This is a genomic window from Bradyrhizobium sp. LA6.1 (assembly GCF_040547805.1).
GTDB classification, from domain to species: domain Bacteria; phylum Pseudomonadota; class Alphaproteobacteria; order Rhizobiales; family Xanthobacteraceae; genus Bradyrhizobium; species Bradyrhizobium barranii.
This window is the reverse complement of sequence record NZ_JBEPQK010000004.1, coordinates 465404-492137: the sequence shown is the minus strand read 5'-3', so window position 1 is coordinate 492137 and position 26734 is coordinate 465404. Positions and strand designations below refer to the sequence as shown.

At 62.5% G+C, this 26734-nt stretch carries 25 protein-coding genes and 1 pseudogene; 17 read left to right on the top strand and 9 right to left on the bottom strand.

What is annotated here, in order from left to right:
• Positions 1–23: 23 nt before the first annotated feature.
• The 4 genes from ABIB99_RS12900 to ABIB99_RS12885 form a co-directional block, all read right to left on the bottom strand.
• The gene (locus tag ABIB99_RS12900) at positions 24–341 is read right to left on the bottom strand and encodes a hypothetical protein (protein ID WP_354176042.1); all 318 of its coding nucleotides are present in this window, start codon (positions 339–341) and stop codon (positions 24–26) included.
• A 111-nt stretch (positions 342–452) separates the two neighbouring features.
• Positions 453–1373 (bottom strand): DUF427 domain-containing protein, encoded by a 921-nt coding sequence (locus ABIB99_RS12895; protein WP_354176040.1) that lies wholly within the window; start codon positions 1371–1373, stop codon positions 453–455.
• A 161-nt stretch (positions 1374–1534) separates the two neighbouring features.
• Complete coding sequence (locus ABIB99_RS12890; RefSeq protein WP_354176039.1) at positions 1535–7054, bottom strand: trifunctional serine/threonine-protein kinase/ATP-binding protein/sensor histidine kinase; 5520 nt, start codon at positions 7052–7054, stop codon at positions 1535–1537.
• Between the two features lie 508 nt (positions 7055–7562).
• A complete protein-coding gene (locus ABIB99_RS12885) occupies positions 7563–8090 on the bottom strand; it encodes a YkgB family protein (protein ID WP_354102384.1) in 528 nt (175 codons plus the stop codon).
• 476 nt (positions 8091–8566) lie between these two features.
• Between ABIB99_RS12885 and ABIB99_RS12880 the strand changes: the two genes are divergently transcribed.
• The 6 genes from ABIB99_RS12880 (at position 8567) to ABIB99_RS12855 (ending at position 12270) form a co-directional block, all read left to right on the top strand.
• Positions 8567–8932, top strand: a complete 366-nt coding sequence (locus tag ABIB99_RS12880; protein WP_063980875.1) for a response regulator transcription factor — start codon at positions 8567–8569, stop codon at positions 8930–8932.
• 224 nt (positions 8933–9156) lie between these two features.
• Positions 9157–9588, top strand: coding sequence for a sigma-70 family RNA polymerase sigma factor (locus ABIB99_RS12875; RefSeq protein ID WP_354176038.1), 432 nt, complete (start codon positions 9157–9159; stop codon positions 9586–9588).
• Between the two features lie 77 nt (positions 9589–9665).
• Positions 9666–10625, top strand: a complete 960-nt coding sequence (gene egtD / locus ABIB99_RS12870) for an L-histidine N(alpha)-methyltransferase (RefSeq protein WP_354176037.1) — start codon at positions 9666–9668, stop codon at positions 10623–10625.
• Positions 10626–10759: 134 nt separating this feature from the next.
• Positions 10760–11014 (top strand): hypothetical protein, encoded by a 255-nt coding sequence (locus ABIB99_RS12865; protein ID WP_063980878.1) that lies wholly within the window; start codon positions 10760–10762, stop codon positions 11012–11014.
• Positions 11015–11051: 37 nt separating this feature from the next.
• Entirely contained in the window at positions 11052–11738 is a 687-nt protein-coding gene (locus ABIB99_RS12860) for an HWE histidine kinase domain-containing protein (protein WP_354176035.1), read from the top strand.
• A gap of 19 nt (positions 11739–11757) precedes the next feature.
• The gene (locus tag ABIB99_RS12855) at positions 11758–12270 is read left to right on the top strand and encodes a YkgB family protein (protein ID WP_085403497.1); all 513 of its coding nucleotides are present in this window, start codon (positions 11758–11760) and stop codon (positions 12268–12270) included.
• A 283-nt stretch (positions 12271–12553) separates the two neighbouring features.
• On the opposite strand, the pseudogene ABIB99_RS12850 reads toward ABIB99_RS12855, so the two are convergent.
• A pseudogene (locus tag ABIB99_RS12850) lies at positions 12554–12823 on the bottom strand (TMEM175 family protein); the annotation flags it as partial.
• 367 nt (positions 12824–13190) lie between these two features.
• Between ABIB99_RS12850 and ABIB99_RS12845 the strand changes: the two are divergent.
• The 7 genes from ABIB99_RS12845 (at position 13191) to ABIB99_RS12815 (ending at position 20053) form a co-directional block, all read left to right on the top strand.
• Complete coding sequence (locus ABIB99_RS12845) at positions 13191–14837, top strand: ATP-binding protein (RefSeq protein WP_354176033.1); 1647 nt, start codon at positions 13191–13193, stop codon at positions 14835–14837.
• Between the two features lie 2 nt (positions 14838–14839).
• A complete protein-coding gene (locus tag ABIB99_RS12840; RefSeq protein WP_354176031.1) occupies positions 14840–15454 on the top strand; it encodes a response regulator transcription factor in 615 nt (204 codons plus the stop codon).
• 553 nt (positions 15455–16007) lie between these two features.
• The gene (locus tag ABIB99_RS12835; protein ID WP_354176030.1) at positions 16008–16727 is read left to right on the top strand and encodes an AraC family transcriptional regulator; all 720 of its coding nucleotides are present in this window, start codon (positions 16008–16010) and stop codon (positions 16725–16727) included.
• Between the two features lie 187 nt (positions 16728–16914).
• Positions 16915–17784: an alpha/beta fold hydrolase gene (locus ABIB99_RS12830; RefSeq protein WP_063980883.1), complete on the top strand. Its 870-nt coding sequence runs from the start codon at positions 16915–16917 to the stop codon at positions 17782–17784.
• 41 nt (positions 17785–17825) lie between these two features.
• Positions 17826–18716: a zinc-binding dehydrogenase gene (locus tag ABIB99_RS12825; protein WP_063980884.1), complete on the top strand. Its 891-nt coding sequence runs from the start codon at positions 17826–17828 to the stop codon at positions 18714–18716.
• A gap of 32 nt (positions 18717–18748) precedes the next feature.
• Entirely contained in the window at positions 18749–19519 is a 771-nt protein-coding gene (locus tag ABIB99_RS12820; RefSeq protein WP_063980885.1) for an SDR family oxidoreductase, read from the top strand.
• Between the two features lie 123 nt (positions 19520–19642).
• Positions 19643–20053: a DUF2000 family protein gene (locus tag ABIB99_RS12815; protein ID WP_063980886.1), complete on the top strand. Its 411-nt coding sequence runs from the start codon at positions 19643–19645 to the stop codon at positions 20051–20053.
• Between the two features lie 29 nt (positions 20054–20082).
• Here ABIB99_RS12815 and ABIB99_RS12810 read toward each other — a convergent pair whose 3' ends face one another.
• Genes ABIB99_RS12810 through ABIB99_RS12795 form a run of 4 tightly spaced genes read right to left on the bottom strand, consistent with a single transcriptional unit; the run spans position 20083 to position 21979 of the window.
• Positions 20083–20376, bottom strand: coding sequence for a hypothetical protein (locus tag ABIB99_RS12810; RefSeq protein WP_187387914.1), 294 nt, complete (start codon positions 20374–20376; stop codon positions 20083–20085).
• Positions 20342–20608 (bottom strand): DUF6510 family protein, encoded by a 267-nt coding sequence (locus ABIB99_RS12805; RefSeq protein WP_224517587.1) that lies wholly within the window; start codon positions 20606–20608, stop codon positions 20342–20344. Before ABIB99_RS12805 ends, ABIB99_RS12810 begins: the two co-directional genes overlap by 35 nt.
• A 5-nt stretch (positions 20609–20613) precedes the next feature.
• On the bottom strand, positions 20614–21375 hold the full coding sequence (locus ABIB99_RS12800; protein WP_354176028.1) for a ferredoxin reductase: 762 nt from the start codon (positions 21373–21375) through the stop codon (positions 20614–20616).
• The gene (locus ABIB99_RS12795; protein ID WP_063980890.1) at positions 21362–21979 is read right to left on the bottom strand and encodes a sulfite oxidase-like oxidoreductase; all 618 of its coding nucleotides are present in this window, start codon (positions 21977–21979) and stop codon (positions 21362–21364) included. The genes ABIB99_RS12800 and ABIB99_RS12795 overlap by 14 nt, the downstream gene beginning before the upstream one ends.
• A gap of 222 nt (positions 21980–22201) precedes the next feature.
• Between ABIB99_RS12795 and ABIB99_RS12790 the strand changes: the two genes are divergently transcribed.
• The 4 genes from ABIB99_RS12790 (at position 22202) to ABIB99_RS12775 (ending at position 26539) form a co-directional block, all read left to right on the top strand.
• Entirely contained in the window at positions 22202–23740 is a 1539-nt protein-coding gene (locus ABIB99_RS12790) for an amidase (RefSeq protein WP_063986067.1), read from the top strand.
• 247 nt (positions 23741–23987) lie between these two features.
• A complete protein-coding gene (locus ABIB99_RS12785) occupies positions 23988–24596 on the top strand; it encodes a cytochrome P460 family protein (RefSeq protein ID WP_354176026.1) in 609 nt (202 codons plus the stop codon).
• A gap of 24 nt (positions 24597–24620) precedes the next feature.
• Positions 24621–25202, top strand: coding sequence for a cytochrome P460 family protein (locus ABIB99_RS12780; protein ID WP_354131609.1), 582 nt, complete (start codon positions 24621–24623; stop codon positions 25200–25202).
• A gap of 62 nt (positions 25203–25264) precedes the next feature.
• On the top strand, positions 25265–26539 hold the full coding sequence (locus tag ABIB99_RS12775; protein WP_063980893.1) for a beta-propeller fold lactonase family protein: 1275 nt from the start codon (positions 25265–25267) through the stop codon (positions 26537–26539).
• Positions 26540–26734 lie beyond the last annotated feature (195 nt).

The window sequence follows — 26734 nt, the reverse complement described above, 5'->3', positions numbered from 1 at the left end:
GAGCGTGAGGTGGCCGGGCTAGCTCAGCATCCGCGGCAGATGATGAGCTTGCGATCCAGCATCTGATCGCGCTGCTGCTGCTCACGCTCCCAGGCCGACAGAGAATCCGATCGAGGCGCATCGGCCCGGCTCGGCTGACGGTGGCCGACCGGAGCGAGCCAGGGCAGGCGCGACGTCGGCTCGGCCGAGGCGAAACGCGCGGCGGCCCGCGACGGCAGATCGGGGAGGGCGTCGAGAGAGCTGTTCCGGTCGGAGGCATGTGCGGGCGACAGCAAGCCGATCAGGAGAAGGCCCGCAAAAGCCGAACGGATCGAGCGTGTCTGGTTCGAACGATGGGACATTGTGGCGCTCCCGTAGTGGAGGCTCGGGATGAGCGGCTCCGTTGAGGGCCACAATAGTCGTGGACGCGAAAGGCTAAATGCTGCGCGATCTCGAAGATATGCTCGTTCGTCTCACGAGCGTCGATGGAGAGAACTGGTTGCAGCTTCAGTGGGTCGGCCACCGGGCGTTGGCTCGGCGACCACCTCGGCGATGTCAAGATTACGATCGGGGCCGTGTGGAACCACCAATTGGCCGGGTTCGAGACGTATCTGCGTGCCATCGAGATGGACCGTCACGATGTCCGGCTCGAACGATACAAAATTGGAGATGCGGCGGACTTCGGGATAGGCGTCGGGATACGACCATGCCGCCTGGCGCGCGTCTCCGATGGAGTAATAGCTGCAGAGGCCCTTGTACGGGCAGAAGGTCTGGAGCTTGACCGGAGTGAGGGCAGCCTCATCGATGTCGGCACGTGGAACATACCAACGCGGTGCAAAGCCGGACTCGTAAAGGACCAGCGGCCGCTTTGTATCGGCGATGACCCGGCCCTGGTGGTTGACCACGAGGTTACGAGAGGTCTGGCGGATGTCGATGCGGTGATAGGGATCGGCGGCATGGCCCACGATGCGTTCGTCTTCCTCGTAGAAGGCATCCATGGCCCGCCAGGCAAACGCGATCAGACCCTGCAAATCGCCTGCATGGGCGGGCAGGTTGGTGTGCCGCCACGCTCCTCGCGCCGCGATGTGTTGCTCGTCGACCCGGACGCTGTACCAGGACGTCGGCCCAAGATCGGCGTGTTGAGTGATGTGCTCGGTGCGTTCCAGCACATGAGGGGAAACATCGGCCTCCGGGAAATAGGCCACAGGATAACGGCCCGGTTCGAAAAGGAGGAGCACCCGCTCGCTATCGGCGATCCAGCTTCCCCCAAAGCGCACGCGGATGCGGCGGCGTAACGGTTCGACGTACAGGAGTCGCTTGGGCAGCGGCTCGGGGACGAGAAAGCGGCCGATTGCTCCCGTTGAAAGCGGGCCTTGTTGCCAGGACAGTCCCAACTGATCTCTCCTTGCAGCGCACCGTCGGTCGGTGGCGAACCTGTTCCGGCCCGTGCTTGGCTTCGCCGGCGCGATCCGATGGCTATATTTCGTCCGCGGCCCGGCCTTGGTTACAGGTCATCGCACCAATTTTGCGGTGTGATGACGCCAGCCGAGATGATTCAACCAACCGTAAAGCCGTCATCCATCGGAACAGTGAACTGGAAGACGGCTCCGCGCGGTTCGTTTGCAGTCGCCCACAGTCTGCCGCCATGCGCCACGATGATCGAGCGGCATATCGACAGTCCGACACCGAGGCCGCCCGACTTGGTCGTGTAGAAGGGTTCGAACAGCCGCGCGAGGCCCTCCGCAGACAAGCCTGGTCCCGAATCCGTGATCGATACGCGTATGCTTTCGGCATCTGCTCTTGCGGTCTGGATCAACAGCTCACGCTTGCCCTCCGTTGTCTCGCTCATCGCCTCGATGGCGTTCAGGATCAGGTTGAGCGTGACCTGCTGCAGCTCGACGCGATCGCCGATGACCTTGGGCAGACGATCGGCGAACACCGTTTGGATCGCGACATCGTTCCGGGCCGCCTCAGCCTGCGTGAGTTCGATGACTTGGCCGATGACGTTGTTGATCGCCAGGGAATCCCGTTTTGGCGGTGATTTCTTGACGAGATCCCGGATTCGCTCGATGACCTCGCTGGAGCGGATGCCGTTTTCGATGGCGCGTGTCAGCGCCCTGCGCGTCTGCTCCAGTGCCGGTGGCTGGCGATCGAGCCAGCTCAAGGCCGCTTGCGCGCTGGCGATGACGGCGGTGTTCGGCTGATTGACCTCGTGGGCGATCGACGCCGTCAGCTGTCCCATCACCGCCACGCGGTTGGCGTGGGCCAGCTCCATCTGGGCCTCGCGGTAACGCTGCTCGTTCTCGCGTGCCTCGGTTTCGGCGCGCTTGCGCTCGCTGAGATCCAGCACGAAGGCAACGCCTTGCTCCTGCTCGTCGTCGAACAAGGCTCCGCCGGTCAGCACCGGCACCCGGCTGCCGTCCTTGCGGAAGAACGCCTTTTCGAACGGGTGGACAACCCGCGTCGCCTTCAATTCGGCCCGCGCGCGGTCGGTGCGCTCCTGCCATTCGGGCGGTGTCAGATCTGCCCAGCGCAACCGGCCTGCGGCGAGATCCTCGCGATCATATCCCATGGTCTTCAGGAACGCGTCGTTGGCATCGAGGATGTCGGGGGTGTGATCGAAGATGAAGATCCCGATGATGTTGGCCTCGACCAGCCGGCGGATCCTCGACTCCCGCTCCTGAAGCTCCCGGTACAGGCGGGCATTGTCGAGCGAGGTCGCAGCCTCGGATGCGAGAAATTTGAGGATCGCGATCCGGGCGGGCGTGAAGACGCGCGAGGCGAGATTGTTCTCCAGATACAGAAATGCCACCGCCCTGCCTTGCTTGACGAGCGGCACGCACAAGGCTGATCGGACGTGCTTCTTCTGGATGTATTCGTCGCCGCCGAACGCGCTGCTCGTCGAGGCATCGTCGAGCACGACGCTTTCCTGGGTGCGAGCCGTGTAAAGCACGATCGACATCGGCACTTCGGCGGCGGAGATCGGTGAATCGGCGAGATCGAGAACGATCGAACCGCCGCCTGTCACCGCGTCCGCCCGAATTCTCAGTTCGGAACCCCTCGGCAAAATCAGCACGCCGCGTTCCGCACCCGCGTGCTCGATGGCTGAACGAAGCAGGGTCTCCGTGAGCTTCTCCAGCACGATCTCGCCTGAAACAGCCTCCGACACCTTGAGGACCGTCGCAAGGTCCAGCTGCTCGACAGGTGCTCCGATCGTCCCTCCGGCGCTGAGCGCGGATCCCCGCTCCCGCAGATTCGGATGGAGTTTCTCGAGCTGGCTCACCTTCGCCTCGGCGCCCCAGCGCGCGTAGCAATCGCGCGCTTTTGTCAGGTAGGACAGGACGACCGTTCGAATGCCGCGCGCCTCGTAGAACCCTGCCGCGCGTTCCGCAGCGATCGCCTCGATCTGCGCGAAGCCGGATTCTTGCGCCAATCGGATCGATTCCTCGTACAGCTGTTCCGCCTCGAGTTCGCGGCCTTCGATGCGCGCAAGCTCCGCCGTGACGAGCTTCTGCCGGGCGGCGAAGTTTGCAGGGCAGCGGTTGGACCAGACTGTCAGCTTGCGGTGGTGTTCGCGGAGGTCGTTGAGGCGCCGCTCGCGATCCTCGGGGCGTGATGCGTGATAAGCCCCGGCATGAGCGAGTGCCGTGTAGAACCGGTACTCGGTGAAATCCGAATAGGAGCGGACGCACCATGAGAGCGCTTCTGCGCGTGCGGCGAGGGCAATCGCGACATCGTCACGTCCGGCAATGACTTCGATCTGAATTTGCGTCGCGTAGTAGAAGAAGGCGCCTAGCGGTTCGCTCACGTCCAAGGGCTGGAGCGCCCCGGGGCTCTCGAAGTCGTTCCGCCCGTCGCGCCCCATAAGGCTCAGCGCCAGATCCCGTTGGCTGATGAGGCCCAGCGCAGCCAATCGGACGCCCAGACCCTCGGCGAATGCCAGGGACTGCTCGGCGTTCGAGCAGACGTCCATGAGCGAATCGCCGCAGAAGAGATCCACCGATATCAGTCCGCGATGCGAATACGCCGCGAATGCCAGATCTCCAGTCGTCAAGCAGATTGCTAGAGCGCGCCGAATGAACGGCCGTCCCGATCGGATCGGGAGAATCCATGGGATCACGTGAAGGCCGAATACCAAAAGCGCCCGACCGCTCAGCCCTGTCTGCGGCTGCCTGTCAGCAAGGGCTGCGCCAAATTGCGATAGCCGGAATCCAAGTTCGGCATCGGCTGAATTGCTCGCGAGCACGCCGAATATGGCGGTCAGCGGGTAGCACGCTTCAGGGCTGGTCCCGTGCTGGAGCGTCAGTCGAGTGGCCTCCAAGAGCATGGTGTCGGAGAGGTTGCGATCGGTGAGAAACGCAGGAGTGAGGAGGTCGGCCAGGACGCCCATGGTCGCACGATGATCCGGATCGGTCATCGGCGGTAGCGCATGAAGCTGCTCGTCGGACAGCTTTTCGGTCAAGCTCCGCAGGCGTCGCCGATCCTCGTCCACCTCGCTGCGGCTGGGATGAGGAGACCAGTCAATCCCGGTTCTGCGCAAAAATGCGAGGCAAACGTCGACCGCGCGCTCGAGCTGTCCCGCGGTGGTGTATAGCTGCGCCTGGAGTCTGGCGACCTCGGCGCTCGCCTGAATGTCCGAACAGCTCTGCGACAGGACCGTCAATTCCGCTTCCGCCGTGTTCAGCTCGCCGAGCAGGAATTTGCATTCGGCGTGGAGCAGGCCGATCGCGAAGGCGTCCCGGCTGCACCGCGGATGCCCTTCCTCCCCGAGCAGTTCGCGGGCGATTTCAAGGTAGGTTGCTGCCGCGTGGTAGGCCGTTGCATTTCGCGCGCGCCGGCCCGCGGCGAGATTGACGGCAATGACCTGTTCGCGTTCAGCGCCGTTCGTCAGAGCGGCGATGCCGCGGTTCAGCTGGTTGGCAACGATATAGACGCGCTCGTTGGTTTCGTCGGGCGTCAGCTGCGCTGCCAGGACCAGACCGATCCGAAGGTGCAGGGTCGTTCGCCTGTCCTGGTCCGGTTGAAGCGCATAAGCGGCCTCTTGCACACGATCGTGGACGAACGCGTAAGAGCTCTTGAGGCGTCGGACCAGTTCGAGACGCGTCGCGTCTCGCAGATCCGCGTGCAGCGTCTGCTCCGATGCTCCGTGCACGAGGCAGAGCGTTGCGATCTCGGCGCTGTTGCCCAGGCAGGCCAGCTCCAGCAGGGCCCGACGTGTCTCGTCGCGCAAACCGCTCAGCTTGCCGACCATGAGACGCGCGACGTTTTCGGCGTAGCTTTTTTCCTTGATGCGTTCGAGATCCCAGCGCCACTGTCGCTTGTCATGATCGAAGGTCAGTAGGTTTTCTTCGGCCAGTGCCCGCAGAAACTGCGTGAGAAAGAACGGATTCCCGTTCGTCTTCTCGTATATCAGCTGCGCCAGGGGCATGGCGTATGTCGGCTCGCAGTGAAGTGCATCCGCGGTGAATTCCTCGACGGCAGCGCGGGTGAGGGGTGCCAGGTCGATTTCCCGCACCCGTTTACGGGAGGCGCGAATTTCGACGAGCCGTTGTGCCAGCGGATGTTTGACGTCGACATCCTTGCGTCGATAGGCGGCGATGAGAAGCAGATTTTGCAGGTCGGATCTGTTCAGTAGAAACGCGATCAGATCCAGTGTGGCCACGTCGAGCCACTGCAGGTCGTCGAAGAAAAGCACGAGCGGATGGTGAGGCTTGGCGAAGATGCCAATGAAGCGTCGAACGACGAGTTGGAAGCGTCGCTGTGCGTCTTGCGGGGGGGCCTCCGGGACAGGTGGTTGATCCCCGATCACCAGCCGCAGCTCCGGTACGAGATCCACCATCAGCTGACCGAGCTGGCCCAGCGCTTCGTGCAGTGCGCTACGCCAGGGTGCCAGATCGGCATCGCTCTTGGCGAGGAGGCCTCGGATAAGGCCTTGAAGCGCATGCGCGAGCGTCGCGTAAGGCATATCGCGCTTGTGCTGATCGAACTTGCCGGAGGCGAAGAAGCCTCCCAACGGGACCAAGGCCTTCTGCATTTCGTCGACGAAAGCGGACTTGCCGATACCGGAGGGGCCGGAAACCAGGATCAACTCGGGCGTGCCGCTCCGGGTGACGCGATCGAACGAGGTGAGCAACGCCTCGATCTCGTGCTCCCTGCCGTAGAGCCGTTCGGGAATCAGCAGGCGGTCCGGTATATCGGTTTGTGCGAGGACGAAATCATCGATCCGTCCCTGCGCTTCCCACTCGGCGAGCGACCGTTCGAGGTCGCTCTTGAGACCGGCGGCGGTCTGGTAGCGGTCCTCGGCCGTCTTGGCGAGGAGCTTCATGATGATCGCCGACACGGCGTAAGGCACGCCACTGACTCGTTCGGCGGGCGGAACGGCACGTCTCGCGATGTGGCTGTGCACCCACTCCATCGGACTGGACGCGGTGAACGGCAGTGCGCCCGTCAGCATCCGGTAGAACGTCACGCCGAGTGCGTACAGATCGCTGCGGGAATCGACGGACCGGTTCATGCGGCCGGTCTGCTCGGGCGCCATGTAGGCCAGCGTGCCCGCCATGGTCTCCGGTGGTTCGAGCTGCTGTCGCTCGCGCGGCAGGCGAGAGGCGAGGCCAAATCCGGTGATCCTGACCTCGTCTGCCCCGGTCACCAGAAGATTGGCCGGCTTCAAATCCTTGTGGACCAGGCCTTGCCGATGCAGCTGGTCGACGGCGGTGGTGATGCCGAGAGCCAATCGCAAGAAATGGTCCAGCTTCATCGGCGCGCCGAGCAACTGCTCGAGCGGCTCGCTGCCGGGATCTTCCAATATCAGCAAGGTTCGACCACCGTCGCGAATCAGCTCCAGCGGCCGTACGGCCCAGGTCCCATCGAGCTCGTCGCGCAAGGCGTATTCATGGGCGAGCCGGTCGAGGACCGCGGCCGGCGGATGTTCCGCAGCCGCCCTTACGGTCAGGACACTGTTGACATCGCCATCGGCGCCCCGGCGCCATTCGCGACAAAAGACGCGCTCGCCGTCGTCCCATGACGCTTTGAGACCGGCATTGCCATTCGTGGATACCCGCGAGGATACGTGCATCTGCCGGACTCCGGAACTAGCCGGCCAGTCGATTGAAAAGGAGGGAAAGGTGTTCACCTGTCCCGTCCGGGAACGTACTCCCAACGCCAATCCCCAACAATAGCCGGGATCGGAGCCATGGCATGAGCCACATTCGGATTTCGGGGCGTGGCTCAACCAACCGCAAAGCCGTCATCGATCGGCACGGTGAACTGGAAGACGGCTCCGCGCTGCTGGCTTCAGGCTGTTCACTCTGCGAATAACCTGGCTGAAGTTCAGACCCTCCAGCTTTGAGCGTGGGGGAATTGCGGGATTCTTCGAAAGGTCATTCAGCGAGGACAGTGTCAAGATCTGTAAGCCGTCGCCGCAAACCTACGCCCAAATGGAGAATGAACTTGGCGTCCCCTCGCAGCTCTGCATGATCGCCTGCCACGCCTGGGATACGCGCAGCGCCGTGGCGGCCGGCTGGGAAGCTGCGTTCATCAGGCGGCCCGGCACGCTGATCCTGCTCTTCCAGTGCCAACCGGCACTATTGCATCGCTTCCTGTCGAACAATCCCGTTCTGAGCCGGCGACACGTCGGCTGCTGCCCGGAGGAGGTCACGCTTGAGCAGATAGACGGAAGCCGCAAGCAGTACGACATCCTTTATGAGGAAGAGGAACGGCAACGTGGCCGCAGGAAATCCGCCGGCCGGCGCGGCCCAGGCATCGGGGAAAAACGGAATGATCGTCACGGTGGCGACATAGGTCGCGCATGAACCCAGCGACCCCAGGACCGCCAGTCTTCTGTTCCAGAAGCCGAGCAGCAGAAGCAATCCAAACAGCAATTCCGCTGAACCCAGGAAGTAGGCCGCGCCGCGCACGCCAAACACCGGATACAGCCAGAAGATCAGCGGACCATTGCTGATGAACGGAATCAACGCGTGCGCTTCGTAGTCGAACCATTTCTGGCAGCTGAAGACGAAGAAGACGACGATCATCGCCACACGCGTGGCATGGTAGTCAAAATCGCCTCTGACCAGATCGAGCTCGGACAGTTTCTTTATGAGATGGTCCATCGGATGTCGTCTCATCCTCGAGGTCGCGGATTGGCGCCAAGGGCGGCGTCGACGTCTGTCGTGATCTGAACGGTAGCCGAGCTTCGAAGGACGCGCTGTGCGCGGGTTATCGTGCATTTTTCAAACTTGCGCTGTTCGGCCGCAGGCGGCCGGGATCGGCGTGGCCTGACATCGCGTCGCCCTCGGCGGCTCGCCCTTGGCGATGCAAACCCATACCAAAGTATGGGTCTGTGCATCACAATCGCGAGATTGTCGGAGGCACCCACCGAACGCATGCTCGAGGCCGACATGCGCAACCGATCCTGGCGCAGCTACTGGATTTTCCTCAGTTGGGGAGACCGAACATGTGCCTCTCGCGAACAAGCATCGAACGTTACGACAGCCGCCGCCTGGTCAACTGGAGAGCGGCTTGCGCTTCAATCGCCCGTGTTGCGATCGCGTTTCGATGATGATCGCGTCTTGCGAGGGTAAGTCAGGTGAAGGTCCCTTACGTAGGAGTCGTCGATGACGACGAGGCCCTGTGCCTGTCTTTGGTGGATCTGATGCGATCGATCGGCTACCGCTCGGAGCCGTTTGACAGGGCCGAAGCGCTGCTGAGCTACGCCGGCCGGTTCAGCTTCGACTGCATCATTGCCGACGTTCACATGCCAGGAATGGGCGGGCTGAACCTCGTTCGCGAGCTCCAGCAGCAGAAGGTCGGAGCGCCGGTGATTCTCATTACCGCGCTTCCTCACAAGCAGCTGGACGCCGAAGCGGCTTCGATCGGCGCATTCTGCCTTCTCAGAAAGCCGTTCGAAACGAGCGCGCTGCTTGAGTGTCTCGACAGGAGCCTTCGAAGATGAAAGCGCTCTCGGGTGACGAGATCACGTCCTCTATGGCGACGCAATCGTCTGCCGGCGACGAGCCCGGGCGTGCACGACCCCGGCGGGATACGGATTCGCCGCGACATGATCGCCGAAAGGCGGCCCGTTGGGAGAGATGGAACGATTGTTCGGAGCGATGGGGCCGGCTCTTGCTTGCGGCGCGAGCAGGGGATGGAGACGCATATGAGCGATTGCTGCGGGAGTTGGATCTGTGGCTTCGGGCCTACTACGCGCGCCGGCTTCCTTATCCCGCCGCCGACGATGCGAGGCAGGAGGTGCTCCTGGCCATTCACGCGAAACGCCACACGTTCGCGGCCTCGAAGCCCTTTGGCGCCTGGGTCACGGCGATTGCCCGCTATAAATGGGTCGATCGTGTGCGCGATGCGTCTCGCTACAGCGCGCTCGCGCTCGACGAAGACATCGCAATCGAGGATCACGAAGGTGCCGCGATCAGCGCTGCTGCGCTGGACCAGCTGCTTGGCCGGTTGAAGCCTGCGCAAGAGAGCGTGATCCGCCTCGTGAAGCTCAATGGTCTGAGCATCGCGCGAGCGGCCGGTGCGACCGGACAGTCGGCGGCCTTGGTCAAGATCAATATCCACCGCGGCCTGAAGAAATTGTCGACATTGGTCTCCTGACGTCATTGCGGCCGCCGGCCGGGCCGATCGAGATGTCGTGCGAAGGAAAGCCGAAATTGCTTCAACTCCAGAACGAAATGCGATCTACGGTGGCCGACCTGACGGCGGCGTTCCGCTATGACATCATGGAAGGGCTGAGCCTCGCGCCAAAGGCAATCCCGGCGAGATGGCTTTATGACCGCCGCGGATCGGCGCTGTTTGAAGCCATCACGCTGCTGCCCGAATACTACCCGACACGAACCGAGCGATCGATCCTTGCGTCCGCAGTATCGGAAATCGCCGCGCTCGCGGGGCCGGGCCGCGTAGTCATAGAATTCGGCTCAGGCTCGTCGGCAAAGACGCGACTGTTGCTGGCAGAGACGGAGCCTTCTGCGTATGTGCCGATCGACATCTCGGGCGAGTTCCTCCGGGAGGTTGCGGCAGGCTTGTCGCATGCATTCCCGGGGCTGCCGATCTATCCAACCGAAGCCGATTTCACCTATCCATTTGCGCTGCCGGAAGAGATTGCCTCGACTGCGCGCCTCGGCTTCTTTCCGGGGTCGACGATCGGAAACCTGACCGTGCCTGCGGCGGTCGACCTGTTGCGGGCGATGGCGGTGACCCTGGGTGCCGGATCGATGCTGCTGATCGGCATCGACCGTATCAAGGATCAGGATGTTCTCCTGCCAGCATATGACGACGCGCAAGGGCTGACGGCCGCATTCAATCTCAACCTCTTGCACCGGATCAACCGCGAGCTGGGCGGCTCGATTCCCCTAGGCGCGTTTCGCCATTTGGCGCGCTGGAATGATGCGGAGGCGCGCATCGAGATGCATCTGGAAGCCACGCGCGACGTCCGCTTCGAGGTCGACGGTCGCGTCTTCTCGTTGTCGAAGGGCGAGACCATCCACACGGAGAACAGCCTCAAATACGGGCGGAGGGATGCCTTCGTCCTGCTGCAGGCCGGCGGATGGAATCCCGTCGCCGATTGGACTGACGACAGCGGGCTCTTCTCGGTCATTCTCGCGGAGCAAAGGCCCGCGCCGGTGGCACCCTAGGATGAATCGGGGCGCAGACGGAATCATTTCCAACAATATCGCCTCAATCGGCGCAATCCACGAACAGCGAGGCTCGTACACATGCTGCATAATGTGCGCGTCATCATGGCAATCAACTGCGTTGAGGCGCGACCATGCAACTCCGTTCATCCCTCATCCTGAGCTTCGCCGCCATTCCTCTAACCGCCCTGGCAGATCCACTCCCGGCGCCGTCGCCGAAAGCGCCGAGCCCGGCTGAGACCGTCCAGGTGCAGCCGCGCGGCAATGAATTCATGCCGAATTCAGTCGCCGAGGATGCGTTGCAGAAGCGCATTACCGACTTCAACCGGAAACTGGAAGGTCTGGACGCAGATCTCGACAAGAAGCTGAAAATCTGCCGCGGGTGTTGATCGAAATCCGGTTCAGCAAACAGCGATAGGTCTGCACATGAGGCACACTGTCACCGGTTCGTTCCACGACGGCGGAAGCGGGTGCGCGCACTTTGAGCGGATCGCCTCGATCCGGGATGACGAGCTCGAGCTTGTCGTCAGGGAATTGCAGCATCGCATGCGCAATATCCTCAGCATCGTTCTGTGCTTCGTGAACAATACCGATGCGAATACGACCGCCGATTTTCGCGAGGCGCTCTCGGCACGGATCGCGACCCTGTCCGATGCCTACAGGATGATCGAATCTGCGGGAGAGCAGCGCGTGTCTCTCCCGGGGATGCTGGAGCGAACGCTCAAGCCGCACGCGATGTTTCACAGGGGCCGCATTCTGCTCGCGGGGCCGGACCTCACGCTGGAGCCGCACATCGCGTTGGCGCTGCACGTCATCATTCACGAGCTGGCTACCAACGCGAGCAAGTACGGCGCGCTGACATCGACGGCAGGAGCCGTCGAGGTGATCTGGGAGAGCCCGCCCTATCTCGGTGGACAAGGTCTTGCGATCCAGTGGCGCGAGCGCGGCGGACCGATTGTGACCAAGCCCGAACGCAGAGGCTTTGGCACGCAACTGATCGCAAGGGCCCTGCCGGGCGCGCAGGTCGATCTCGACTTCGCACCCGACGGTCTTGTCTGCCGGCTTCTGATCGATCTCGGTCAGGCGCTGACCACGCAAGGGGCTGTCAGTTAGGATCAGGAGGATCGACACCATGAGTACATTGGCGAGTGCCCCGCGCAAATCATTCGCAAGCAGGCTGCCGATATCGGGGCTGCTTGCGGGAGACCTGGATTACCACATCGTCCGGGCGTCGATGGTGATCCTGTTCTTCTTCTTCGGTTATCAGAAATGGTGGGCGTACGAGGCGGATCGCCTGGACCCCTTCATCAGCAACGGTCCGCTGATCTGGTGGCTCTATCCCGCTTTCGGCCATCAAGGTGCCAGTTGGTTCCTCGGCGTCGCCGAATGGACCGTTGGTGCTTTGATATTCGCGGGCTTCTGGAGCAAGCGCCTCGGCATTCTGGGCGCCCTTGGATCGACCGGCACCTTCATCGCAACAGTCACGATCATTCCGTTTATGCCGGACGGTTGGGATGCTGCTGCAGGCGGCTTTCCGGCGATGACGGGCAACGTTCCGTTCCTGATGAAGGATGTCGTGCTGCTTGCGGTATCGTTGTATCTGCTGAAGCAGGATGCGGCCCGTGTCCTGCGACCTGAGGCTTGAGATACACGGCAAGGCAGATGCAGATCATGGCCAGCGCGAGAATGGGATAGTGCAACGAGACGGCCGCCGCGGCGAGGAAGCCGAACAGGGTGGTCAAGGATCGCATCCGCATCATCATGCGCGCCTTGTCCGGGATCGCCTCGATCGCCGGCCGGTCGACGGCTTCCCAGCACAGCAACAGATAGGTCGCGTTCACCAGGGCGAATACGCCGGCATAGACGGTGACGGGCAGCGGCGCCAGCTTTGAGCTCGCGATCCAGGCTGTCGAGAACGGCAGCAGCGATACGGAAAACAGATGAGCGAAGTTTCCCCAGATCAATCGGGGCGTCGCTGCGCTTGCATAGTGCAGAAGGTGGTGATGGTTCACCCAGACGATGGCGATGAAGAGATAGCTGACTGCGTAGCCGATGACGGTCGGCCAGAGTTCGAACAGAGCATCGAGGCTCGGAGCGTGTGGCGGGCGCAGGTCCAGGGCGAGAATTGTAATAACGACTGCAAAAACCGCATCCGAGAGGGCATTCAGGCGTTCTGTCTTCGGAGAGTCCGCGGTCATCATTCCTGTTTCCTTGCCGATGCAGGCCTGCGCGGCAGTGTCTCGACGCCCCGATCGGGCCTGAACAGCAGGCGAGTCATGCCGACGGCCAGCGGGGCGCACTGCCGCTGCTCCGCACTTTCGTAGACATTCGGAGCAACCGTCGCATCGGTTACAGCTGCTTCGAAAAAAATCGGGGCAATGCGCAACGACGTGCATGGCGCGGGCTCGTGAACCGTGGCTCTCCGCAACCAAACTTGGCAACGTTCGCAAGTCCCGTTACATGTTGCGGCGTACTGACGCGCTCTCGTCCCACCCCTCGATACGCAAGCGGCGGGGTGATGCGTCGAGACGTCTGGAAATGATTTTCACGACGAGACATCTCGGTATGAGGCTTGATAACGAGACGCACGAACTCGATCTGGTCGCAAAGGCGTTTCAGATTATCTCGAGAGAAATCAGCTATCAGGGATTGGCCAAGGCTCTTCTCATGGAGGCGCTGAGTTATTCCGGGGCTAGTCGAGGGGCGATCCTGCTCAGCGGGCAACGAGAGCTGCTTGCCAAGGCCGATGCGAGCTTCCCGCGCGAGAGGGCGAACTTCCTTGCCTCCTTCCCGCCGCACGCCGAATTCCGCCTGCCGAGCGACCTTGCCGAACAGGTGCTCGATCGAAAGCAAACGGTCGTGAGGCAAGCCGGCGCGGAGAGCTCGGCACTGATCGATCCCGCGAGCCCACCGTCTGGAAAGATAGCGCAGCTGTGCCTGCCGTTGATTCACCAGCACTGGGCGATCGGCGTTCTCTATCTCGAAGCGGATGGAGATGCGGAGATCTTCACGCCGCGATGTGTCTGGGTGACATCCATGCTGGCCAATCAGGCCGCCGTCTCATTCGAATCCGTCCGCCTGTTCGAGGCGCTGCGCGAGACCAATATGTGGATGGTCAGAGGTCAGCAGATCGGCGGGATGGGCAGCTATCGCTGGAACACGCGGACCCTGCTCTCCCGCGGATCGCGCGAATGTTACCGCATCCTGGATATCGACCTGGACGTAAACCCCGTCCCATTCGAGGTGTTCAGGAGCCGGGTCCATCCCGAGGATTATCCCGCGCTGGAGCAGGACCTCACCGAGGCGATCAGCACGAAGTCGCCCTTCACGCACGAGTACCGCGTGGTCCACCGGGACGGCAAGACGTTGCATGTCGTGGCCGTCGGGCAATTCGATGAGGGGCCCACGGGAGACCTCGAGCTGGAAGGCATCATCACGGATGTCTCGCAACGGAAGGCGGCGGAGCAGGCTCTCGCCGACGCGCGAAACGAGCTTGCGCGGGCGACGGGTCTGACGTCCCTCGGCGAGCTCGCCGGCTCGATCATTCACGAAATCGATCAGCCGCTGACGGGCATGATCATGAGCGCGGAAGCTTGCCTCCGGTGGCTCGCCAGGGATCCCGTTCAAGCCGGGGAGGCCCGGAAATCGGTCGCGCGCATCATCAGGCAGGCACGTCGGGCTGTGGAAGTTGTGACCGGTGTCCGCTCTCTCGTGCGGGGCACGCAGGTCCATTTTGCCGAGTTCGATATCAACGATGCGGTTGCGGAGGTTCTGCTTCTGTCGAACAGGGAAATCGAGCGGGCCGGGGTCATCGTCCGTACCGACTTCGATCGATCATCGCCGCGTGTCGAAGCAGACCGTGTTCAGGTCCAGCAGGTCGCCCTCAACCTCGTGCGCAACGCGATCGAGGCCATGGCCGCGGTCGAGGACGGGAACCGCATTTTGGCCCTCTCTTCGGGGGTCGCCGATGGTATGATTTCCGTGGCAATCGCGGATACGGGGGGCGGCATCAGCCCGGCCGATAGAGAGCGGGTCTTCGAGACGCTCTATACGACGAAGGGAGCGGGACTCGGTCTGGGACTGTCGATCTGCCGCAAGATAGTGAAACTCCACGGAGGACAGCTATGGGTGGAAGAAAACGGGAGGTGCGGAGCGAAGTTCACCTTCGCTCTCCCGCTTCGCCAGGCGGTTCAGACGTCGGAAAGCCGGTAGACATGCCCCCTTCCGGCGTTGTTCATATCGTCGACGATGACCGCGCGGTTCGCGAGTCCCTTGGCGACCTGCTCGAGTCCCTGCACTACAAGGTCGCCCTGTACGGATCTGCTTCGGATTTCCTCAAGGTTGAACTGTCGGATGCCCCTGCGTGTCTGGTGCTCGATGTCAGATTGCCCGGCACGAGCGGCTTGGAGCTGCAGGAGTACCTGACGAAAATCAATGTCGGAATCCCGGTGATCCTGATGACTGCCTTTGGCGACATTCCCATGTCGGTAAGAGGCATGAAGCTGGGGGCGGTCGATTTTCTCACCAAGCCGATACGGGATCAGGATCTTCTCGATGCGATCACCGCCGCGATCCGAAAAGACATCGATCGGCGCGACGACAGCGCGCACCTGGCGCAGTTGCAGGAGAAGTTTGCACTCCTGACCGCGCGCGAGCGGCAAGTGATGACGCTGGTGGCATCCGGTCTGATGAACAAGCAGGTCGCCAGCGAGCTCTCGATCAGCGAAGCGACAGTCAAGATGCATCGTGGCAGCGTGATGCGGAAGCTCGGGGCAAAAACCGCGGCAATGCTCGTCCGAATGGCAGAAGCGCTCCAACTCCAGGGCTGAAGCTTCGGGACTGGCATCTCGTGCTGAATCATCTCGGCGCCTTCAATGCACGCGACCCATACCTAAGTATGGGCCGGAACAGCACAAGCGTGAGATTGTCCGCGGGGGCGATGAAAAGCATGTTGCCCCTGTGCGGTGCTGTCAGCCGGCGTTGGCAGCGCGTCTTGACCGGAGAGGTAACGTCACGTGCAGCTTGCGGCTTCAACGCCCGTATCCAGGCGACCAGGGCATCTCCTCCGTGCAGAAATTCGTTGACGATTGGACGCGGCCATCCGGAGCACAGAACAGGGCGACGACGATGGGGATGTACGTATCAAATTCGAGTGAGAGCACGCCACGGATGGCGGTCTCCGCTTCGCCAATCCGGCCGGTGGACGAGACGCTGTCTTCTAGGCCGTCCGACGCAGCGCTTCATCCGACGGTCAGCATAACGCCTTCCGAGCCGGTGAAGCGCCTTGGGATAGGCTGGCGCTGGTGGTTTTCGGAGAGCGTTCACCTCCCGGTCGGCAACAGGATTGAATTTCGCTTTCAGGGGTCGAGACATCTCCTGGCGTTGTACAACGAGGGAGCGCGGAAAAGCGGTGAGACCTCCATCGATGGCCTCTGCTCGTCGAAGCTGCGCGGCTCCGAGCACAGGCTGACCTTTGTCCCGGCGGGACGCGCCTATCGGGAATGGCATGAGACTGCCTCGTCTGCGCAGGTGACCTTCCTCTACTTCGATCCCGCCGCGCTTCACAAGTCCGACGACAGCGCGGCCTGGCTCGCGCCGAGAATATACTTCGAGGATCCGCTGGTCTGGGAAACCGCCTCCAAATTGAAGAAGGCGATCGAGAGCGCCGAGACGAATTGCGCGCCCTACCTCGAAGCGCTCTGCGGCGTGCTCGCCCACGAGCTTTCCAGGTCTGATCACGATGTTGTTCGCGAACCGGCAGCGGTCAGTCGTGGAGGTCTCGCGGGTTGGCAGAAGCGTGTCGTGGTCGAGTACGTCGAGGGGCATCTGGGAGAACAGGTCTGCCTCCTCAAGCTCGCCGAGCTCGTCAGGCTCAGCGTTCACCACTTCTGCCGCGCTTTCAAGAAGTCGTTCGGAATCCCGGCCTACCAGTATCAGGTGCAGCGACGCATGGAGTTCGCCAAGCTGCGGCTGGCGGATCGCGCGGTATCGATTACGGACATCGCACTCAGCCTGGGCTATGCGCAAACGAGCTCCTTCAGCTCCGCCTTTCGCAAAGCGACGGGTTGGACTCCTACGGACTATCGCAGGGGGTTCGAATGAATAGATCCGAGGCACGATAGATCGGGCAGAGCAGGCGACAGGCAGCCTCGTACGGGCAGAAATCCCCGGGAAGTCTGTAACCGGATCGCCCCGAGCCACGAAATGTCCAGGTGAGACCGCCTCGGATCGGCTGCCATCGGAACATCGATTTCACCGGGCGCAACAGGTGTCGAGGGAGGGACCGCAGATGACGAGCATTCGATACCGCAAGGCGGACGTGGACGGACTGAACGTATTTTACCGGGAGGCTGGCCGGGCTGACGCGCCCGCCTTGCTGCTGCTGCACGGATTTCCGACGGCCGGCCACATGTTCCGCGAGTTGATCCCGGCACTCTCGGATCGCTTCCGACTGGTGGCGCCGGATCTGCCCGGGTTCGGCCAGTCCGACATGCCGGCTCGCGAAAGCTTTGCATATACGTTTGCCGCGTTGGCGCAGGTGATCGAACGGTTCACAGAAGTCATCGGACTCGCCCGTTTCTCGCTCTACGTCTTCGACTATGGCGCGCCGACGGGCTTTCGGATGGCTCTTCGGCATCCCGAGCGCATCGTTTCCATCATCTCGCAGAATGGCAATGCCTATGAGGAGGGATTGAGCGATGGCTGGAGCCCGATCCGGGCTTACTGGCAAGATGCATCGCAAGCGAATCGGGCGGTGCTGCGATCATTCCTTTCGCCGGAGACGACGGTCTGGCAATACACCTACGGGGTGCCTGACACCTCCCTGATCTCCCCTGATGGCTTCACGCTGGACAACCATTATCTCGAGCGCCCAGGCGCGGACGAGATCCAGCTCGATCTCTTCGGCGACTACAGGACCAACGTCGCCATGTATCCGGAATTCCAGGCCTACTTCCGCAAGCACAAGCCGCCCTTCCTGGCGGTCTGGGGCAAGAACGATCCCTTTTTCCTGCCGGCGGGCGCGACGGCGTTTCAGCGCGACATGCCGGGCGCCGAAGTGCGCTTCTTCGACACAGGGCACTTTGCGCTCGAGACTCACGCGCGGGAGATCGCAGCTTCGATCGGTGATTTTCTTGGCCAGCTGAATTCGAATGGGTAACCGCCGCTTCCCTCGCCGCGAGAAACGTCGGGAGAGCCATCATGCGCGCCATCGTTCTTGAAAAATTCGGTGGCTTGGACAGCCTCGTCTATCGAGACGTTCCGGAGCCGGAGCCGCAGCTCGGTCATGCCGTCATCGAGGTCAAGGGATTCGGCAAGTCGTGCCCGGGCGGAGAATTTCCGGTGGGCGCCAAGGTGGCCGCATTGATGGGCGGTCTCGGTCGAACCATCAACGGCAGCTACGCCGAATACACGCGTGCGCCGGTCTCGAATGTCGCATCGATCGATGCGGATTTGCCCTGGGCCGAGCTCGCAGCGATCCCCGAAACCTTCGCGACGGCATGGACCTGTCTCTTCCGAAATCTCGATCTCGCGAAAGGTCAGGTTCTCGTCATTCGCGGAGCGACGTCCTCGTTCGGTCAGGCCGCACTCAAGCTTGCGGTCAATGCCGGCGCGCGGGTCATCGCGACGACGCGCAGCCGGGAACGCTTTGCCTTGCTGGAGAAGCTCGGAGCCGCGCGCTGCGAAATCGAACGGCGCGATCTCTCGAAGCATCTGCCCGAGGCGAAGCAGGTCGACGCAGTCTTGGACCTCGTCGGCAACAGCGTCGTGCTCGACACTCTCGCCATGCTTCGCCGCGGCGGCCGCTCCTGTCTCGCCGGCTGGCTCGGCGGGCTTGATCCGATTCCGGATTTCAACCCGCTGCTGCAGATGCCGAGCGGCGTCTACCTGACCTTCTTCGGCAGCTTCGTGTTCGGCACGCCCGGGTTCCCGCTCTCCGACGTGCCGCTGCGGGAAATCGCCGCCGATGCGGCGGCCGGCCGGCTGGACGTCAAGCCGGCGCGGGTCTTTCGCTTCGACGAGATTCGCGAGGCGCATCGCGTCATGGAGGCGAACGAGGCAGTCGGAAAGATGGTCGTTGTTCGCGACTGATATTTGCAAGCTTGGTATTCGGGAGGGTTCATATGTCGAAATCAGTCGCCATCGTGACGGGGGCGAGCCAGGGAATCGGCCGGGCGACCGCGGTACGCCTGGCGCGCGATTTCTCGGCGCTTGCCCTGGTCGCGCGAAACCGCGCCAATCTCGAGGACACCGCAAGGGCGGTCCGGGCCGCCGGCGCCGGGGTGCTGGTGATCGATGCCGATCTGGCCGAACCTCGTGCCGCTCAATCTGTCGTCGACCAGACCTTGGCGGCGTTCGGCCGGATCGATGCCCTGCTCAATATCGCAGGCGCGGTACCTCAGGTCGATCTGTTCGAGACGACGGAAGCACAGTGGGACGCCGGACTGGCGTTGAAGCTGCATGGCGCCCGGCGGCTCACGATCGCCGCCTGGCCGTCGCTCATGGCCGCGCAGGGGGCGGTGGTGTTGATGTCGGGAAACTCGGCCTCTTTCCCCAAGGCGCCCTATGCCGCGGTCGGCACCATCAACGCTGCAATCGTCGCCTTGGCAAAGGCGTTCTCCGACAAGGGAATCAGCGATGGCGTCCAGGTCAACAGCGTCCTGCCGGGGCCGGTGATGACGGGCCGCCGCCGCTCCTACCTCGAGCACTGGGCGCCCCTGCACAACATGACCGTCGAGGAAGCCACGGCGAAGTTTCCCAAGGACGCCGGGATCGCGCGTTACGGTGAGCCGGAAGAGATTGCCGAGTTGATGGCGTTCCTCGTATCGCCCGGCGCGCGCTGGATGACCGGCTCGGCATTGCGGATGGACGGCGGCGAGGTGAAATCGATATAATCGGTTTTCACCCGAAGGCCGTCCGCGGAAGTGGCCCACTTGCAAAAGCGTTCGATGCGCGCAAGCATGGAGTAAGGGCTCTTTCGCTCTTCGCGAGCGCTGAGGAATAGCGGCAAAACCGTCATGCAGTTTGACACCAAGATCGCGGTCGTGGTCCGCACCGACCTTGAGCCGTGGCAGAAGCTGAACGTGGCCTCTTTCCTCGCCAGCGGGATCGCGGCGGCTTTTCCGGCCTGCATCGGCGACCCCTACGAAGACGGCTCCGGGACGAAATATCTGCCGTTGATCGGCCAGCCCATCCTGATCTATGGCGCCGACCGCGCGGCGCTATCTCGCGCGCTCGATCGCGCACTGACGCGCGGAGTGACGCCGGGGCTCTATACCGAGGACATGTTCAGGACCGCTCACGACGCCGCCAACCGCGAGGTCGTGAAGGCCGTTTCCCGCACAGACCTGAATCTGGTTGGGATTTCGATGCGCGCCGAGCGCAAGGTGATCGACAAGATCGTCGACGGGTTGAAATTTCACGGCTGACGCTTCCCGATCTGCCCCGGCCGTCCTTTTCAGTCTTCGCCAGATCTGGCTCTGAGGAGCTCGTCGCGGCGCCTGATCAGAATCTCGAGCCGCGCGGCCTGATCGTCAATTCGCTGGCCGACGAGCTCTTCGCTCATCGCGGCGACATGTGAGGCCGACTGTTCAATCAGCTCGCGAAGCTTCGCCGCCGTGGCGGCAATCTGGCGCTCGATTTCAGCGAGGTGGATGTCTTCACCGTGCATGGCGGGTCTTTGATTTCGGGGCTTGGCGGGCGATCGGGCGCGGCATTCAGAAGTACAGGTGCCGGGCACCGTGCATTTCAAGGACACATCCCCTCTGAGTGCGCGTCGCCTTCATCAGATCGCTTCCGCAATCGGCGCATTTGACGAGCGCCTCCAGCGGCCCGCCGTCGACGGCGAGAGAGCCAAGGCAGGACACGGTGTTGCATGCCGCGCACCGGATCTTCGTCAGGGTGATGTCAAAGGCAAAGGCTTCTTGAAGCAAATGTGTGCCGGGGTCACCGCCAAGAATGAGGTCGGCGATGTTGTCTGCCATGGCGATCATGCTCCTGTTGGCCCGAAACGCTCGGTTCTTATGGCGAGAGGGTCGAAGCCGAGCTTCACGAGCATGCTCGAGATGCCCTCGACAAACCCGGTGGGACCGCAAATGAAGAACGTGGGATTCTGCTCGCGCGTAAAGCTGTTCTCTGCGAGCAGCGCCTCGTTGACCCGTCCCCGATGTCCGTTCCAGTCGCTCGGATGCTCGCGGGTGAGCGCATAGACCAGGCGGAGGTCGCGATCGCCGCGAGCCATCGTAGCGAGTTCATCCCGATACACGACGTCGGCAAGGCTGCGTGCCGAATAGATCAATGATGCCGGTATGCGTGCGAGCGACCTCCTGCGGTGGCGCAACATGGCCATCAAAGGCGTAATCCCGGTACCGCCCGCGACCAGGCAAATCGGTCCACCGCGCGTTTGACTCCAGATGAAATGCAGCCCAATGGGCCCCCGAAATTCGAGAGCATCACCAACCCGCAATTCGTCGAGGAGATAGGAGGACACCTCACCGTCCTCGACCCGTTCCACCGTGAGAGCGAGCAGTTTCTCTTCCGGAGGCGATGCGATCGAGTAACTTCGTTCGGCCTGATAGCCGTCATCGGCGGTGAGACGGATGTCGACGTGCTGGCCGGGCCAGTGCCCGGACCAGTTGGCCGGCTGCAGGATGATGCTCTTCACCCGGCTTGTCTCAGTCACGATGGCCTGCACGCGACCGGTCTGCCACGCGATGCTGGGCTGCTGCAGAGGCGCATCAGTCGCCGTCATAGCGCTGCTCCCGCCAGGGATCGCCATAATTGTGATAACCACGCGATTCCCAGAACCCGGGCTCGTCCTTGGGCATGAAGCGGAGCCTTCGCAGCCACTTTGCGCTCTTCCAGAAGTAGAGATGCGGCACCAGGAGTCGCGCGGGGCCGCCGTGCGCCGGGGCGAGCGGCAGGCCCTCATAGCGGGTCGCGATCATCGCCTTTCCCGCGACCAGGTCGGTCACCGGAAGGTTCGTCGTGTATCCGCCGTCGCAATGCGCCATGACATAGGCGTTCGGCGGCTCGCTCAGCCCGACCACCTTGAGAAGGTCGTCGAAGCTGACGCCCTGCCAGACCGTGCTGAGCTTGGTCCATTTGGTGACGCAGTGAATGTCGACCGCGATCGTGGTCTGGGGCAGTGCCTCGAATTCGTCCCAGGTCCATTTCCCCAGCAACGATCCGCCGAGTTGAAGCGCAATCTTCCAGTCGGCGACACGGATATCCGGCGTGGGTCCGGCGGACAGCACCGGGAAGTCGGTCGTCAGATACTGACCCGGCGGCAGCCGGGCGGCTTCGGGTGCCTGTCGCCTGGATTTGAAGCCGCGAGAAACGGGAGGTCGGTCCATGGAAGCGTGCCCTTGTGCGGTGACGCGCGGGATGTGCCAACGCGCGTCGGCGTAACCTGCAGCCCACGTCAGCGCACATGAACCCTGATCGATGCCTTGTCGATGGCCGTCGCGGTGAATGCATCAAGATTGCGAAAGACGAAGCAATCACGGCTGCGCAGGCAAGAACTGTTTCAATGTCAAATGCGGCTTCGTCCTGAAGTGGTTCAGAAGGAGGAGACGATGTCGAGCGTGAGCCGGTCCTTGCATTCCGACGAACTCGCTTACCTCACCGCGCACGAACTGGCAGCTCGCATCCGGCGACGTGATCTGTCGCCGGTTGACGTGGTCGATGCGTTCATCCGGCGCATCGAAGCGCGCAACCCGAGCCTGAATGCGCTGGTTTATCTCGATTTCGACGGCGCCCGCACGAGGGCGAAAGAGGCCGAGCGCGCGTTGGTCGCAGGCGAGTCGTGGGGCCCACTGCACGGCATTCCGTCGGCGCTCAAGGATCTGTTCGACTTCAAGCCGGGCTGGCCTGCGAGCCTGGGCGGCATCCGCGCGCTCAAGCACCACGTCGTGAACGGTTACTGCGTGTTCTGCGAGCGCATGGAGAAGCGTGGGGGTGCCGTGTTCCTCGGCAAGACCAACAGCCCTCTCATGGGATTCCGGGGCACCTGCGACAACTACCTGTTTGGTCCCACGCGCAACCCGTTCAATCTTGCCAAGAACACGGGCGGCTCATCCGGAGGAAGCGCCGCGGCGGTCGCCGATGGACTGCTACCCATTGCAGAAGGCACGGATGCCGGCGGCTCGATACGAATCCCATCGGCCTGGTGTGGGGTCTATGGCTACAAGGCGTCGTTCGGACGCGTGCCGTTCCTCGTGCGTCCCAACGCGTTCGGCGTGGCCGACTCTCCGTTCCTGTTCGAAGGGCCCATCACGCGGACGGTCGAAGATGCCGCAATTGCGTTGAACGTACTTGCCGGCCCTGATCCGCGAGATCCCTTCAGCCTGATCGAGCCGCCCGTCGACTTCACCGCGGCGACCCGTCGTTCGATCCGTGGCCTCAAGATTGCCTATAGTCCGGATCTGGACGTCTTTCCGGTCGACGGAAAAGTCGCGGCGACGGTCCGCCGCGCGGTACAGGCGTTCGAGGAAGCCGGCGCTCATGTGGAGGAAGTGAAGCTCGGCATCGTTCGCTCGCAACGGGAGCTGAGCGACGTCTGGTCGCGTCTCTACATGCTTCTGAACCTGCAGGCGATCGAGAACATGAAGCGCGACGGCATCGATCTGTTCGGCAAGCATCGCGACGACTTTCCGCCTGAATACATGGATTGGGTCGAGAAGACCAATCGCGTGTCGGGGCTCGATTTCTTCCGCGACCAGGCTGTCCGGTCGGAGGTCTACGATGCCTTCCAGAACGTCCTTGAAAGATTCGATCTATTGGTCACGCCGACCGTCGCGTGCCCGCCGGTCGACAACGCCAGCGACGGCAACACGGCTGGGCCGAAGTCGATCAATGGTGTCGAGATAGATCCTCTGATCGGATGGGCCCTGACCTACTTCGTCAACTTTACGGGCCATCCGGCAGCCTCAATTCCAGCAGGTCTGTCCGACGGGCTTCCGGTCGGGATGCAGATCATAGGTCGGCGAAACGCCGACTTCGACGTGCTGGCGGCGAGCGCGGCTTTCGAGCGGCTTCGTCCCTGGCAGGACAACTACCGGATCTGCCGCGAGCGCCCCCTGAGAACAGCCCCGCTTTCAGACCTCACCCGCTGACCTTGCACCCTCTCGGTCGCTTCCATGGCCGTCCGCGCCGCGATCGCGGCGCCGATTGGGGCCGCGCGTCCTGCTTCCGCAGCGTCAACCTCTTCACCGATCGCAGGTTCGGCACGGAATGCATCAAGATGGCCAAAGCGGAAGCAATCCCCAGCGCGCAGGATCCTCCGCGACTGGCTAAGTCATCTCTCGACAGGTCAATTGTGCCGGCGCCTCGCGCGTTCGGCCGCAGTCGCGGGAGAAGACAATGCGCGTGAGAGTCCAGGCAGCAGCGGCGGTCATCGTAGGCAGTGCGGTCGCAACGATTCTGTTCTTCGGATCGCTTAGGGATAGCAATGCCCAGAGCAATACGCGCTATCTGCCGGAATACACCGCGGACGGGCAGTTGCTCCTGCCGAAGAATTTCCACGAGTGGGTCTATGTCGGCTCGCCGCTGACGCCGAACGCCCTCAACGGCGGACAGGCGAACTTCCCGGAATTCCACAACGTCTATATCGAGCCGGGCTCGTACGCGATCTACAAGAAGACCAGCGAATTCCCCGAAGGGACGATCCTGTTCAAGGAGCTGCAGCTGACGTTGCCGCAGGAGAACGCCGACGGCTCGCGAACGGAAGCGTCGGGACGGGGCTACTTCCCGGGCAAGTGGAACGGCGCCGACGTGACCGTCAAGGATTCGAAGCGCTTCGCCGACACCAACGGGTGGGGCTATTTCAACTTCAATCACCACGAACCGAAGGCGCCGACGGCCAAGGTGAAGTCGAAGGACGAGTGCGCCTACTGCCATATCGCCAACGCCAAGAAGGATGAGGTCTGGACCCAGTTCTATCCGCTGCTGGACAACAAGGACGCGCGGTGACCGCGTAATCGGCGGAAGATCGGCATGAAAATCCTCAAAGCCGCCTGTGTCGCCGTCGTCGTGATCCTCGGGATCGCGGCCGCGGTCAGGCAGTCACAGCTGCCGGCGAACGCGGCGGATGGCGTTTCGACCGGTGCGAGTGTCGCCGACCGCGACGGGCATCTGCACGTGCCCGATGACTATCGTACGACCTATCAGCTCCTCGGAAGCTGGGCGATTGCGGCAGACGACACTCACGGCTCGAAGGAGCTTCACGTCGTGTACGCCTCGCCCGGAGTGATCGACGCCTATCGGAAGGACAAGCGCTTCCCGGACGGTGCGGTGCTGGTCAAGGAAGTGTTCAAGGCGGCAACCTCTGAAATGACGACCGGTACCGTCAGCCGCGCCGATGCTTTGAAGGGATGGTTCGTCATGGTGAAGGACACCGCGAACCGTCACCCGGAGAGCGCGTTGTGGGGCGACGGCTGGGGATGGTCCTGGTTCGACGCGGGCGATCGCTCGAAAACGACGACGACGAATTACAGGGCGCAATGCCAGGCGTGCCATGTACCCGTGCGGGCGTCCGACTGGGTTTACGTCGATGGATACCCTCCGCTGAAGCCATAGCAATGGTGCAGGTCACCGAAAGTCATTCGATTTACCAAAGCCAATCATCAAAGGAGCGAGAGATGGCTAAAGAAGCGACGGCGAGCGAGATGGGAATGTCGAAGGGGCAGACTGGCCATCTCTATATCCAGACCAATGAGATCGATAACGCCATTATTCACTACACGCGGCAGGCGGACGGCAAGCTGGCCGAGGTCGCGCGTATCAAGACGGGCGGCGCCGGCTCCGGTGAATTCAAGCCGATCAGCGGCCAGGACAGCGCGCCCAACTCTTACGAGGGTGCAGGAAGCGTCATCATTACATCCGATCGGCGCTTTCTGTTTGCGACCAATGGCGGAGACAATTCCGTTTCGAGCTTCCGCCTGGAGAGCGACGGTCGTCTCACGCTGCTCGACGTGAAGTCGACCGGCAACCCGGTCGAGGGCAGGAGTGGCACGGCCAAATCGCTGGCTTTCGCTCCGTCGACGCGCACCCTCTTCGTGCTGCACGCGTTCGGACCGGATCATCTTCGGCTGATGTCGGTCGATGCCGAAGGCATGCTCAAGACGCGGCCCGAGCGATACACGGTGAATACGTACAGCAAGCGGAACCGTGTCTCCACCATGGTCGTGGTCTCGCCCAACGAGGAGCTCGTGCTTGTCGGCACCACTTTCGATGAGCCGATCGCGCTCACCGGCTTGTATCCCGACGGCTCGCCGATTCTCTGGGTCCAGCGCGCCGGCGGCGCGTTGCACTCGATTGCGTCGAATGCACCGGATCCGGACGGCCTTGCCGTGTTCGCCCTGCAAAAGGACGGCTCGCTCGGCACGGCCAGGTTCTACGATGCGAAGGGCGGTTCTCCGTTCTACATCGCGTTCCTGAATCAGCGTCCGAATACGTTCGTGATCGGCTATGCCGTCGGCGACGGATGCTCCATCTGCACCATCGAGAAGAACGGCTCGATCAAGATCGGCCCGCTCGTCAAGATCGACACCAGCGCGGGCCTGCCGTCCGAGCTGTGCTGGCTGGCCGTCGCTCCCGATGATCGCACGATCTACGCAACGAACTTCGGCTACAGCAACATCAGCAGCTACCGCATCAATGGTGGCGGCCTGGAGATTGCGTGCGATCCGGCGTGCCCGAAGGTTCCCGGCGACGGCACCGCGAGGGGATTGAACGGGACCGTGACGAGCGGTCCCAGCGATAGCTGGATCTCGCCGGACGGCGCCTATCTCTATCAGATCTACGGCAACGCCTCGAAGCTGGTCAGCTACAGCACCCAGCCGGACGGTTCGCTGAAGGAGATCGGCAGCGTCAAGATCCCGTACAACGGCTCCCAGGGTCTTGCGGGTTTCTGATCCCGGTTTCGCGACATGAGGTCCGGGCGTGGTCGGCATTGCCGTTCCACGCCCGGCCTCTCCCTCGCCGATATGCGAGACACACACGGTCAATCATGAGCCCCGAGACGGATGTTTGAAGCAATTCACGAGCGCTCTCGCGGGACATCCGCGGCTCATCCCGGCCAACCGGGAGAAGGGCAGAGCGCCACGGAA